An 11,999-nucleotide genomic window follows, 5' to 3' on the forward strand; every position below is an offset into this window, starting at 1 on the left:
CAGAATGTTAACGAAAGAAGTATGCTTATTTGTTATATGGGGGTTGCCGCAGAACAATTGTTTTGTGGTGGCCTCGTTTTTTCATTATGGGACTGAGAATATTTTTTCAGGATGTTTGATTATCTGAGAAAAGTTTATTTTTAATTATTAATTTTGGATTAGAATTGAAAGGGAGATAGCTTGAAAGAAGAGGACAAATAAAAAAATAGTTTGCATTTTTCTATTATAAAAATTATGATACCATAACATAAAAGTTAATTTATCATTCGAGATGATTGCCTTAAATTTGAAGATTGAGGAAAATAATGGAAAAATAGTTTCAGGCTGAACCCATTATTAAAAATATATATTTAATCAAAATAAATATATATTTTGCATGAAAAGGCTGCTGTTTGACAATTTTCAGCGATTGTAATATTATTCAATCATCGAATATTTTGATGTTCGAAATATTATTTTTAGTGAGGTGACGAATGTGGCATTCATGGATACACAAGAAATAATGGATTTGATACCTAATCGTTTTCCGATAATTTATATTGATTATGTTGATGAATTGGTTGCAGGTGAAAGCATCGTAGCGACAAAAAATGTTACGATTAACGAATCATTTTTTCGTGGACATTTTCCGGGTAATCCAGTTATGCCTGGGGTACTAATTATTGAAACTTTGGCCCAAGCAGCGTCAATTTTGATTTTGAAATCACCAGAATTTTTCGGGAAAACAGCATATCTTGGAGCAATTCATAAGGCTAAGTTTCGTCGTGTTGTTAGACCGGGTGATGTTTTAAAATTACACGTTACTTTAACGAAGAAGAAAGAAAACATGGGAATTGTCGAAACAAAGGCAGTCGTGAATGGTGAAAATGCATGTGTAGCAGAGTTAATGTTTGTCGTAGCTGAGAGAAATGAAAAAATATAAGCAAAAGGGTTGTTTTTTTACTCATTTACTTTGATAATCAAAGTATGAAATATACAACGAATGGAAGCACAATGGATGAAAAAACAAGTGAAAACGATCAATGATTCCCTAGTTAGGATATATGGAGACATATTGTGGATTGAAGAAAATGAGTTACGACAGAGCCGTTTTAAGAATTTAACAATCAAAGACATGCATGCAATAAATGTGATTACAATGTATGATCAAAAAACTGCATCGCAAGTTGCCAAGGAGCTGCATTTAACTCCAGGTACGTTAACTTCGACAATTGACAGATTAGAAAAAAAGGACTATGTCAAAAGAATTCGGAGTAATGATGATAGAAGAGTAATTCGGTTAGGGTTAACGAAAAAGGGCCGCTTGATGTATCGCGCACATGATGCTTTTCATCGAATGATGATTGACAGCTTTCTAAAAGATGTTGAACCCGATGAAATCAAAACAATTGAAAAAGCTCTACGAAATCTTGAAAGTTTTTTGCGAGAACATTCATAGAGTTAAGGAGTAAAGGTTACGTTGGAAAAAATAAGAATCAATGAAGTTGCTAGTTATGTTCCTTCAAAAATAGTTACAAATGATGATTTAGGGAAGGTTATGGATACATCTGATGAATGGATTAGCAGTCGGACAGGTATTCGGCAAAGACATATTAGTCTCAATGAAAATACAGCAGAAATATGTAGTAAAGTCGCAATAAAGCTGCTGCAAGGAAGTTCTTGGAGTCCTGAATCAATCGACCTAATCATTGTTGCAACAATGTCACCTGATAGCTACACACCTGCGACAGCAGCATTGGTTCAAGGAAAAGTTGGGGCTGTTAATGCGGTTGCCTTTGACGTTAGCGCGGCATGTTCGGGATTTGTATACGGATTGGCAGTTGCTGAGGGTTTCTTGTTGCAAGAAGACATCAAAAGGGTAATGCTGATTGGCGGAGAGGTTCTTTCGAAGGTAATTAATTGGTCGGATCGAACGAGTGCTGTCTTGTTTGGAGATGGAGCTGCAGGAATCTTACTTGAAAAAAGCGCAAGCGACTCTGGAATCTTAGCAAAAGATTTAAAGACGTATGGTGAATTGGGTGACAAGTTAGAAGCAGGAAAGACAAATGCAATTGAAGAGTTTCCTAGAATGGGTAAGCATGAAATCTCAGCTTTTTCAATGTCTGGCAGGGATGTATATAAATTTGCAACGCATAAGGTACCATTATCAATCCAGAATGCTGCCGCAAAGGCTGGCATAGAGCTCGAACAAATCGATTGGTTTGTCATGCATCAAGCTAATTCACGAATAGTTACACAGATTGCTAAGAAGTTGCAACAACCGATTGAAAAATTTCCAATGAACATTGCTGAATATGGAAATACTTCGGCAGCAAGTGTGCCGCTGCTGCTGGATGAGTTAGTACAAAAAGGTAAAATCAAGCGCGGTCAAATCGTTGCTTTAAGTGGTTTTGGTGGCGGCTTGACGGTTGGTACACAAATTATAAAATACTAAATAAAATAGGAGTGTTATTAAAATGACAGAACAAGAAATTTTTGAAAAAGTACAAGGTATCGTAGTTGAACAGTTGGATGTAGATGCAGCAGATGTAAAGATGAATGCTGACATTAAAGAAGATCTTGAAGCTGATAGCTTAGATGTTTTTGAAATCATGAACGAACTTGAAGATGAATTAGATATTAAGCTTGAAGCTGACGAGAATGTGAAAACAATTAAAGATGTTGTTGATTATGTCAAAAAAGAAGTTGCCGCAAAATAGTTTGGAGATTCGATTATGAGAATTGGCTTTTTATTTAGTGGTCAAGGAGCACAATATTCCGGGATGGGACTAGACTTTTATCAAAGCGATGAACTTTTTCGTTCATTGATTGATGAGGTCAGTACAAGCGTCGGAATAGATTTACCTACAGTTTTTAGGAATCAAGCTGACCAACTTGCGCAAACCAAGTTTGTTCAACCGGCAATTGTGGCAATGAGCCTTGGAATATATCGCATGCTGCAAAGAGATTTGCCGAACTTGAATGCTCATGGAATGCTTGGATTGAGCTTGGGAGAATACTCGGCATTGATCGCGTCTGGTGCATTTGATGTTGCAGATGGTTTTAATGTTTTACGAGATCGTGCGGCGTATATGCAGACTGATGCTGATGAAACAGAGGGTGCAATGCTGGCTGTAATGAAGACTGAACACGATGTTATTGCTGAAATATGTGAGCAGGCAAGTACGGTCGATGAGGTTGTTACGTTTGCAAATTACAATTCTCCAAGCCAAGTTGTGATTGGCGGACATAAAAAAGCGGTGGAGCGTGCGCTTGATTTATTTAGAGAGAAGAATATAAGAAAAGTCATTCCATTGAATGTTAGCGGGGCGTTTCATACCCCGCTTTTTCAAAGGACAAGCTTTCAAATGGAAAGACGCTTAGCAAATGTTGAACTTCATAAGTTGACAATCCCAGTGTACAGTAATACTACTGGGGAACTGTTTTCTGTGGATACTATTAAACAAGTACTTGCACAACAAGTTATCTTACCTACACATTTTGGTGAATGTCTGCAGAAAATGATTGCAGTTGACGGCATTGATACAGTTGTAGAACTTGGACCAGGCAAAACTTTATGCAAATTCACTAAGCAAATTGATAAGCAAATTAATAGTTTTAATATAGAAAATATTGCGACCTATACTAAATTTATTACAGCAAATCATGATTAAGAGGTTAATATAGAATGAATTTAAAAGGAAAAACAGTATTTATTACTGGAAGCTCTCGCGGAATTGGAGCTGCAACTGCAATGGCTTTTGCCAAAGAGGGCAGCAAAGTTATTTTGAATGCAAGAAAAGCTATTCCAGCAGAACTGCTTTCTAAGATAGCTGGTCTAGGCGTTGAATATCAGATTGTTTTGGGTGATGTTTCAAACCTAGAAGATGTTAAGCGAATGCAAGAGGAAGTTTTTCAGGAGAATGAACAGTTGGATGTCTTGATTAATAATGCTGGAATTACAAATGATAAATTACTGATTGGTATGAAACAAGAAGATTTTCGCAGTGTTATTGAAACTAATTTGATGGGAACATTTAACTTAACACAACCGCTTTTCAAAAAAATGTTGCGCAAGCGCAGCGGCGTAATCATCAACATGGCTAGTGTTGTTGGTCTGCATGGAAATATGGGTCAAGCAAATTATGCAGCCAGCAAGGCAGCAATTATTGGTTTGACAAAGACAATTGCTCGTGAAGGTGCAATTAGACATATCAGATGTAATGCAATTGCACCTGGAATGATTATGAGTGACATGACAGATGTCTTAGATCAGAAGGTAAAAGATCAGGTTTTAACAGAAATTCCATTGGGACGTTTTGGCGAAACACAGGAAGTTGCACAAACGGCTGTGTTCCTTGCACAAAATGAATATATAACTGGCCAAGTAATTACAGTTGACGGTGGGATGACTATTTAGGAGGTTGTTTGATGAGTAGAGTTGTAATCACGGGAATGGGTGCAGTAACACCTGTTGGAAATGATGTTGAAACATTTATTGCAAATATTTTCTCTGGTAAAATTGGATTTGACAAAATTACTAAGTTTGATGCATCAGAGACAGGAATAACAATTGCTGCTGAGGTAAAAGATTTTGATCCTACGCTGAGAGTCGGCAAAAAGCCTTCTAAACGAATGGATTTGTTTTCTCAATATGCTGTTGATAGTGCTGTCGCTGCAGTTGAACAAGCAGGCATTGATGAGACGAACACTGATTCGTTTGATATGGGCGTTATCTATGGCTCTGGTATCGGTGGCTTGACCACTATCCAAGAACAGGTAACTAAAATGAATGAAAAAGGTCCGCAAAGAGTATCACCACTTTTTGTTCCAACATCAATTGTCAATATGGCGGCAGGTAATATTGCTTTACGCTTTAAGGCTAAGAATATTTGTACAGCTGTCGTGACTGCTTGTTCTTCTGGAACGAATGCAATTGGTGAAGCATTCCGCCAGATTCGTGAGGGACGTGCGCAAGTAATGTTAGCAGGTGGTTCTGAGGCTTCGGTTAATGAAATTGGGATTGCTGGTTTTGCTGCTTTGACAGCATTATCAAAGGAGACCGATCCAACACGTGCTTCAATTCCTTTTGATGTGGATCGCTCAGGTTTTGTAATGGGTGAAGGTGCAGCAACATTAGTTTTAGAGAGTCTAGAACATGCTCAAAAACGTGGAGCTAAAGTTTATGGCGAAGTTGTTGGTTATGGGAGCACATGCGATGCCTTTCACATGACTTCCCCTGATCCAACTGGCGAAGGAGCAGCTCGAGCAATGCAGCAAGCAATTACTGAAGCGGGCATCACACCGGATGCTGTTGGCTATATTAATGCCCATGGAACTGCAACACATGCAAATGATGTAGGAGAATCTGTTGCAATCAATCGAGTTTTTGGTGAAGACAGCCAAGTCAAGGTAAGTAGTACTAAAAGTATGACAGGTCATCTTTTAGGGGCTGCGGGAGCACTTGAGGCAGTTATAACTTTAGCTGCACTTGAAAAAGGTGAGTTACCAATGAATGTTGGACTGAAGACACAAGATCCCGAATGCCACGTTAATGTCGTTACAAAAAATCAACAAGAGGCTCCAGAACTTAAATATGCAATCAGCAATTCACTAGGTTTTGGTGGTCATAATGCTGTTTTGGCATTTAGAAAATGGAGTGAGTAAGTTTGGAATTTATTGAAATACAAAAGTTAATATCAGATTTTAATGATTCACCAATGCGTGAACTTGAGATTGAAACAGAAGGCTTAAAACTCAAATTAAGTAAGAATGAATTATCTAGACAGATGATTCAGCAGTTGCAAACCAATGTAAATCCTCAACGAGAGTCTAAGAAAACGCAGAAGGATTCCAAACCATCTTCAAATCCAACGATTCCAACTCCTGGACTAACCATTGATGCACCAATGGTTGGAAGTGTTTATTTGCAGCCGGAACCTTCAAAACCAACGTTTGTCAAAGTCGGTTCAGCAGTCAAAAAAGGTGATGTTGTTTGTGTTATTGAGGCAATGAAGATGATGACGGAGATAAAGAGTGACGTCACCGGAATTGTTAAGGAAGTTCTTGTTAAGAATGAGGAACTTGTTGAGTTTGGACAACCACTTTTTAGAATCGAGGAGAATTAGAGATGGCATTAGACATTACTGAGATTCAAAAAATTATTCCACATCGTTATCCGATGCTTTTAATTGATCGTGTTGATGAACTGGTTCCTGGTGAATCTGCAATTGCACGGCGCAATGTTACTGCACATGAAGAGATTTTCAATGGACATTTCCCAGGAAATCCCGTGATGCCAGGAGTATTAATCGTTGAAGCTCTTGCACAAACTGGGGCAGTTGCATTATTGTCTTTGCCTGAATTTAAAGGTAAAACAGCCTATTTTGGGGGAATCAAGAATGCTAAATTCAGAAGAGTGGTTCGCCCTGGGGATACAATGATTCTTGAAGTGAAATTAGATAAAATTCGAAATAATGTCGGTCTTGGGAAAGCATTGGCAACAGTTGACGGTCAAAAGGTCTGCTCAGCTGAACTGACTTTTATGATTGGTTAAGGTAAGGTGATTTGATGTTTAAAAAAGTCTTGGTTGCTAACCGTGGCGAAATAGCAGTGCGAATAATCCGTTCATTGAAAGAAATGGGAATAAAGTCTGTGGCGATTTATTCAGATGTTGATCGGGAAAGTTTGCATGTTCAACTGGCAGATGAAGCAGTTTGTGTTGGAACTGCAAAGGCTCAAAATTCATATTTGAATATGAAAAATATTTTGAGTGCTGCTGTAGGGACTGGAGCCGAGGCAATTCATCCGGGCTTTGGTTTCTTATCTGAAAATAGCCGTTTCGTTGAAATGTGTGAAGCTTGCGGGATTGTGTTTATTGGCCCTAAATCTGAAACAATTGATTTGATGGGTAATAAGGCAAATGCACGCGAACAAATGAGGTTGAGCGGTGTTCCAGTTATTCCAGGCAGTGAAGGTTTCATATCTGATGTGGAGGAAGCACAAGCGGTTGCCTTAAAAGTTGGATATCCTGTGATGCTAAAGGCAGCAGCAGGTGGCGGCGGTAAAGGTATCAGGCGAGTTGCAAGTTCTCGTGGACTTGGGAAAGCCTTCGTTGAAGCACAACAAGAGGCGCTTGGATCATTTGGTGATAATCGAATGTATTTGGAGAAAATTATGGAAAATGTTAAACATATTGAAGTTCAGATTTTCCGTGATCAGCAAGGCAATGCAGTATTTTTTCCTGAGAGGGATTGTTCGTTGCAAAGAAATAAACAAAAGGTGATTGAAGAGAGCCCTTGTGATTTGATTTCTGCAGAACAAAGAGAGTTTTTGGGAGAGATTTCGATTAAAGCCGCTAATGCGATTGATTATATCAATACTGGGACGCTGGAATATTTAATGGATGAAGAGCATCACTTTTACTTCATGGAGATGAACACGCGTATTCAAGTTGAACACACTGTGACCGAGATGGTAACAGGTATAGATTTGGTCAAAGTTCAATTACAGGTAGCATCTGGAGAGACACTGCCATTTGGACAAAGTGATATTAATTGTCTCGGTCATGCAATTGAATGCCGTATTAATGCTGAAGATCCCGCAAATGATTTTGCACCTTCAGTTGGTAAAGTTACGTATCTGTATTTTCCAGTTGGAAATCTTGGAATGAGAATTGATTCTGCTCTGTATGCTGGAGCAATGATTTCTCCTTTTTATGATTCAATGATTGCCAAAGTTGTTGCACATGGTAAAGATCGAAATGAAGCAATTGCTAAGATGAAACGTTTGTTAAACGAATTGGTTCTTGATGGAATTAAGACAAATCAGCAATTTCATTTAGCAGTATTGTCGGATAAAAGCTTTGTGCAAAATCAATTTACAACGGAATATTTGGAGAAGGAATTTATGACTGTCTGGAAGGGGGACAGGTAAACTATGCAACTATTCAATGAATTAAAGACACTGGGTCAGCAGCATATCAAGGCTGATAAAAAAGCCGGTGAACGTGTTCCTTCGGGGTTGTGGATAGCTTGTCCTAAGTGTCATCAGTCCTTATATCATAAAGATCTTGGAACGTATCAAGTATGTCCAAATTGTGAATATGGTTTTAGAATTACAGCAAGAGAGAGACTTGCTTGGTTAGTTGATGATTTTAAAGAACTTGATGCAGATATGAAAACCACTGATCCACTGAATTTTCCAGATTATAATAAAAAATTAGAAAAAAGCCGTAGAAATACGGGATTAAATGATTCTATTTTGACAGGCATTGCAAAAATTCAAACAGAAGAATTTGCACTAGGGATTATGGATCCTAACTTTATAATGGGTTCTATGGGGACAGTTACCGGTGAGAAAATTACTCATCTATTTGAAGATGCATTGAAAAAAAGATTGCCTGTTATCTTATTTACTGCTTCGGGTGGCGCAAGAATGCAAGAAGGGATTTTTTCATTGATGCAGATGGCAAAGATTTCTGCTGCGGTTAGGCGCCACTCTAATGAAGGACTCCTTTACATCACTGTGCTGACTGATCCGACGACTGGCGGTGTGACCGCTAGTTTTGCGATGCAAGGTGATATTATTTTGGCTGAACCTAGAGTCTTAATAGGCTTTGCTGGAAAAAGAGTAATTGAACAGACCATTCATCAGAAAGTTCCAAATAATTTGCAAGATGCAGAAACAGTTTTGGAACGCGGCTTTATTGATGCAATTGTGCAAAGAAGAGATTTAAAGCAGAAGTTAGAATGGTTGCTGGAATCCCACAGTAAGGGGGGATTGGTCAATGGTTAATATTTTAGATAGGAAAAAGACTGCTGCGCAAATAGTTGCCGGTGCACGTAACCAAGAAAAAATGTCTGCGTATGAGTTAATCAATGGTATTTTTGAGAACTTCTTTGAGTTACATGGCGATCGGCTTTCAGGTGATGATGCTGCAATCGTTGGTGGAATTGCAACCTTGGCTGATAAATCTGTAACAGTGATTGCGACCAATAAAGGTGAGAGTGCACAAGAGCGAATGTTGACACATTTTGGGTGTCCCCAGCCATCTGGTTATCGAAAAGCATTGCGTTTAATAAGGCAAGCTGAAAAATTTGGGCGGCCTGTTTTTATTTTCGTAAACACAGCTGGTGCATATCCTGGAAAATCAGCTGAAGAAAGTGGTCAAGGAGAGGCACTCGCACGTAATTTGCTGGAAATTAGTGAGGTAAAGGTACCGATTATTTCGGTAATTTATGGTGAAGGTGGCAGTGGTGGAGCGCTTGCATTGGCTTGTGGTGATTCAGTCTGGATGGTCGAAAACAGCATGTATTCAGTGTTATCTCCAGAAGGATTTGCTGCAATTTTATGGAAAGACAGCAAACGTGCTGATGAGGCTGCAGAAGTGATGCAGCTCACCCCCGAAAAGTTATTGGCACAAAAAGTTATTGAGGGAATCATTCCTGAATCACACTCGCACAAAAGGGTGTGTCGGGCTATTAAGAAAATAATTGAACAAGAAATGAAAGAATTAATGAGTTTGTCTCCAAATGAATTACTTGTAAAAAGGTACGAGAGATTTAGAAAGTTTTAGATGGTAAGTGGAGGTATAAAAATTGGAAAAGCTACTTAGTGGTAAGAAAATATTAATAATGGGGGTTGCAAATAAACGCAGCATTGCATGGGGATGTGCCCAAGCAATGCTTGATAATGGAGCAGAGTTGATATTTACTTATCAAAATGCACGTATCAAGAAGAGCTTATTGCGCCTTATTTCGGATGAAGAACGTTTAGTTGAATGTGATGTTTCAAGTGATGACAGCATCAAGAATGCTTTTGCAGCAATTAAAGAAAAATTTGGTAAGATTGATGGAATTGTTCATGCAATTGCTTATGCAAATAGGGATGAACTTGCTGGTGATATCATGAACTCTAGTCGAGAAGGCTATGCACTTGCTCAAGATATTTCGGCATTTTCATTGATTGCGGTAGCAAAATATGGAATTGAAATCCTTAATAATCCTGCAAGCATTGTTACGTTAACGTACTTTGGTTCAGAACGTGCTATTCCTAACTATAATGTGATGGGTGTTGCCAAAGCAGCTCTTGAAGCTAATGTACGTTATCTTGCACGTGATATGGCTAAATATGGTGTTCGCGTTAATGCAATTTCAGCGGGTGCAATTAAGACGCTTGCTGTCACGGGGGTAAAGGATCATGGTGATTTATTACGGATTTCCGAAGAAAGAACAGTTGACGGAAAATCTGTAACGACTAATGAAGTTGGAGGAGCAGCAGCATTTTTAGTTAGCGAGCTTTCAACGGGTGTTGTTGGTGATATTATTTATGTCGATAAGGGAGTACATCTTATTTAATTTTTCAAGTTGCTAATCTAAAAAATTGCTGAACACTTGTTTTATCAAAAAATTGCAAGTACACTATACAAAAGAATGTAACAAGTATAGATGAAAGTGGTGCTAGCTATTATGGAAATTGAACAAAAGGCGCTCTTTATTATTTTTGGTGGAACAGGAGACCTTGCAAAGCGCAAACTCTATCCTTCTCTTTTTCAATTATATAAAAAAGGTATTTTAAAGGATAATTTTGCAGTAATTGGTACTGCTAGACGTCCATGGACCGATGAGCATTTACAAGGTGTTGTAAAAGATTCAATTATAGATGATGATGCAGCGCAGGACCAAAAAGACGAATTTGCAGAGCATTTTTATTATCAGTCGCATAATGTTAATGATACAGAACATTATGTAACACTGCGCAAGCTGGCAGAAAAATTGGATTCAAAGTATCAAATTGAAGGTAACCGCTTATTTTATTTGGCAATGTCGCCACGTTTTTTTGGTACAATTGCACAGCACTTGAAGTCACAAAGTATCGTAACAGATAAGGGATATAATCGTGTAATAGTTGAAAAACCGTTCGGTCGTGATTTTGAATCTGCGAAAGAATTAAACGATTCGATTAGCAAATACTTTCCTGAAGAATCTTTTTTTAGAATTGATCATTATTTAGGCAAAGAAATGATTCAAAACATAATGGCACTTCGTTTTAGCAATAATTTATTCAGAGCTGTTTGGAACAACCGTTATATTGATAATATTCAAATTACGTTGAGTGAGGCATTGGGTGTTGAAGAGCGCGCTGGATATTACGAAACTGCTGGTGCATTAAGAGACATGGTACAGAATCATATTCTCCAAATCGTTTCTTTACTTACGATGAATATGCCTGCTTCCTATTCAGAGTCCGATATTAGGCGTGAAAAAATATATGCTCTTAAGTCACTAAAGAAATATTCTCCAGCAAAGGTTGCTGAAAATTTTGTCAGAGCGCAATACACTGCTAGTGCTGGGCAAGTTGGATATTTACAAGAGAATGAGATTGCTGATGATTCGACCACAGAAACTTTTGTTGCTGGCAAATTATTTGTCAACAACGAGAATTTCTCGGGTGTTCCGATTTATATTAGAACAGGAAAGCGACTTACTCAGAAAACAACGCGAATTGATGTTTCTTTTAAAGAAATGGAAACAAGTTTCTTTGATTCTAAAAAGCTTGGGCGTAATATTTTGACAATCAATGTTGAACCTGAGGGACAAGTTTTCTTACAGACTAATATTAAAAGAATTGGTCAAGGATTTGATTTAGAGCCTAGTCGGATGGACCTGCAGCTTAATAATGAGCATGAGGTTGTCCCAGAAGCTTATGAGAAGCTGTTATTGGATGCATTACTTGGTGATGCAACTAACTTTGCTCATTGGGAGGAAGTTGCGTATGCGTGGAAGTTTGTTGATTCCATTCGTGAAGCTTGGGATGCTGGTAACGGAGCCTTAGCTGAATATGAGTGTGGTTCAATGGGGCCAAAAGAATCAAAGGATTTATTAGCACATGATGGAAATTACTGGGTATTTACCGGTAAGTAAAAAAGCAAGGAACTAGATCAAAATTTAACTTTTGATCTAGTTTTTTTATTGACTCCTAGTTTTTTATTTGTAATCGAACGTTTGTTCCTGTATCAT

Annotated in this window: 14 protein-coding genes; all 14 read left to right on the forward strand. The window is 38.1% G+C overall.

Annotated features, from left to right (window positions below; all coding sequences use genetic code 11):
* Positions 1-475 precede the first annotated feature (475 nt).
* The 14 genes from fabZ (ABF682_RS07990) to zwf all read left to right on the forward strand — a co-directional run bounded on the left by fabZ (ABF682_RS07990) (position 476) and on the right by zwf (position 11,903).
* Positions 476-922 carry a 3-hydroxyacyl-ACP dehydratase FabZ gene (fabZ, locus tag ABF682_RS07990; RefSeq protein ID WP_289978118.1) on the forward strand — a complete coding sequence of 149 codons (447 nt, stop codon included), beginning with the start codon at positions 476-478 and terminating at the stop codon, positions 920-922.
* 75 nt (positions 923-997) lie between these two features.
* Positions 998-1,438: a MarR family winged helix-turn-helix transcriptional regulator gene (locus tag ABF682_RS07995; RefSeq protein WP_289978120.1), complete on the forward strand. Its 441-nt coding sequence runs from the start codon at positions 998-1,000 to the stop codon at positions 1,436-1,438.
* Positions 1,439-1,459: 21 nt separating this feature from the next.
* The gene (locus ABF682_RS08000) at positions 1,460-2,434 is read left to right on the forward strand and encodes a beta-ketoacyl-ACP synthase III (RefSeq protein WP_415619467.1); all 975 of its coding nucleotides are present in this window, start codon (positions 1,460-1,462) and stop codon (positions 2,432-2,434) included.
* 22 nt (positions 2,435-2,456) lie between these two features.
* The gene (locus ABF682_RS08005) at positions 2,457-2,699 is read left to right on the forward strand and encodes an acyl carrier protein (protein WP_289978125.1); all 243 of its coding nucleotides are present in this window, start codon (positions 2,457-2,459) and stop codon (positions 2,697-2,699) included.
* A gap of 15 nt (positions 2,700-2,714) precedes the next feature.
* A complete protein-coding gene (locus tag ABF682_RS08010; RefSeq protein WP_289978128.1) occupies positions 2,715-3,653 on the forward strand; it encodes an ACP S-malonyltransferase in 939 nt (312 codons plus the stop codon).
* A 14-nt stretch (positions 3,654-3,667) separates the two neighbouring features.
* Complete coding sequence (fabG, locus tag ABF682_RS08015; protein ID WP_415619468.1) at positions 3,668-4,399, forward strand: 3-oxoacyl-ACP reductase FabG; 732 nt, start codon at positions 3,668-3,670, stop codon at positions 4,397-4,399.
* A gap of 11 nt (positions 4,400-4,410) precedes the next feature.
* Positions 4,411-5,646, forward strand: coding sequence for a beta-ketoacyl-ACP synthase II (fabF, locus tag ABF682_RS08020; RefSeq protein WP_289978136.1), 1,236 nt, complete (start codon positions 4,411-4,413; stop codon positions 5,644-5,646).
* A gap of 2 nt (positions 5,647-5,648) precedes the next feature.
* On the forward strand, positions 5,649-6,107 hold the full coding sequence (gene accB / locus ABF682_RS08025) for an acetyl-CoA carboxylase biotin carboxyl carrier protein (RefSeq protein ID WP_415619469.1): 459 nt from the start codon (positions 5,649-5,651) through the stop codon (positions 6,105-6,107).
* A 2-nt stretch (positions 6,108-6,109) separates the two neighbouring features.
* Entirely contained in the window at positions 6,110-6,535 is a 426-nt protein-coding gene (fabZ, locus tag ABF682_RS08030) for a 3-hydroxyacyl-ACP dehydratase FabZ (RefSeq protein ID WP_289978139.1), read from the forward strand.
* A 14-nt stretch (positions 6,536-6,549) separates the two neighbouring features.
* Positions 6,550-7,914, forward strand: coding sequence for an acetyl-CoA carboxylase biotin carboxylase subunit (gene accC, locus ABF682_RS08035; RefSeq protein ID WP_289978141.1), 1,365 nt, complete (start codon positions 6,550-6,552; stop codon positions 7,912-7,914).
* A 3-nt stretch (positions 7,915-7,917) separates the two neighbouring features.
* Complete coding sequence (gene accD, locus ABF682_RS08040) at positions 7,918-8,775, forward strand: acetyl-CoA carboxylase, carboxyltransferase subunit beta (RefSeq protein WP_289978142.1); 858 nt, start codon at positions 7,918-7,920, stop codon at positions 8,773-8,775.
* Positions 8,768-9,556, forward strand: a complete 789-nt coding sequence (accA, locus tag ABF682_RS08045; RefSeq protein ID WP_415619470.1) for a carboxyltransferase subunit alpha — start codon at positions 8,768-8,770, stop codon at positions 9,554-9,556. Before accD ends, accA begins: the two co-directional genes overlap by 8 nt.
* A gap of 22 nt (positions 9,557-9,578) precedes the next feature.
* Positions 9,579-10,337 carry an enoyl-ACP reductase FabI gene (gene fabI, locus ABF682_RS08050; protein WP_289978145.1) on the forward strand — a complete coding sequence of 253 codons (759 nt, stop codon included), beginning with the start codon at positions 9,579-9,581 and terminating at the stop codon, positions 10,335-10,337.
* Positions 10,338-10,448: 111 nt separating this feature from the next.
* On the forward strand, positions 10,449-11,903 hold the full coding sequence (gene zwf, locus ABF682_RS08055) for a glucose-6-phosphate dehydrogenase (RefSeq protein ID WP_415619471.1): 1,455 nt from the start codon (positions 10,449-10,451) through the stop codon (positions 11,901-11,903).
* The last annotated feature ends 96 nt before the right edge of the window (positions 11,904-11,999 follow it).

It is taken from the genome of Liquorilactobacillus sp., assembly GCF_047719775.1.
GTDB lineage: Bacteria > Bacillota > Bacilli > Lactobacillales > Lactobacillaceae > Liquorilactobacillus.